Raw genomic sequence first — 532 nt, 5'->3', positions numbered from 1 at the left:
ACAGCGAGGGGCTAGTAGCTCAGTTGGTTAGAGCGCGCGCTTGATAAGCGTGAGGTCGGAGGTTCAAATCCTCCCTGGCCCACCATCCATCAGGCCGCAACGCTTGACGCCAAACGGGGGCATAGCTCAGTTGGGAGAGCGCCTGCTTTGCAAGCAGGAGGTCGTCGGTTCGATCCCGTCTGCCTCCACCAGTATCCTCAAGTTCGGGGGCTGGTGTCGAGGCGGTGGTGGTCTGCCACAGAGATCCGTCAGAAGGAAACGCAACACGGAAACGTGAGCTTCGGGCTCTCCCACACGGGAGGACTGGAGCGGGATCATGGACAGTGTGAAGACGATTGTTAAGTGACCGAGGACGGACCTCGGGCCGGCTCCTTCTGGGGGTTGGTTCGATGGTCAATGCATCTTGCGGCGTTGTGCGTGCGTCTGGGCTTGCCCCTGCGCGTGGCGCAACCGCTGAGTAGAGGATCAAGCGTCTGAAGGGCATCTGGTGGATGCCTTGGCACTGAGAGGCGATGAAGGACGCAGCACGTTG

General features: G+C 60.7%; 2 tRNA genes. Both read left to right on the top strand.

The window, feature by feature from the left end:
- Positions 1–8 precede the first annotated feature (8 nt).
- A tRNA-Ile gene (locus H0B54_RS29410) sits at positions 9–85 on the top strand.
- Positions 86–115: 30 nt separating this feature from the next.
- A tRNA-Ala gene (locus H0B54_RS29405) sits at positions 116–191 on the top strand.
- The last annotated feature ends 341 nt before the right edge of the window (positions 192–532 follow it).

Source organism: Azospirillum tabaci, from assembly GCF_014596085.1.
Taxonomy (GTDB): domain Bacteria; phylum Pseudomonadota; class Alphaproteobacteria; order Azospirillales; family Azospirillaceae; genus Azospirillum; species Azospirillum tabaci.
Note: the sequence above shows the minus strand (reverse complement) of the source record. Positions and strands in the feature narration are given on the sequence as shown.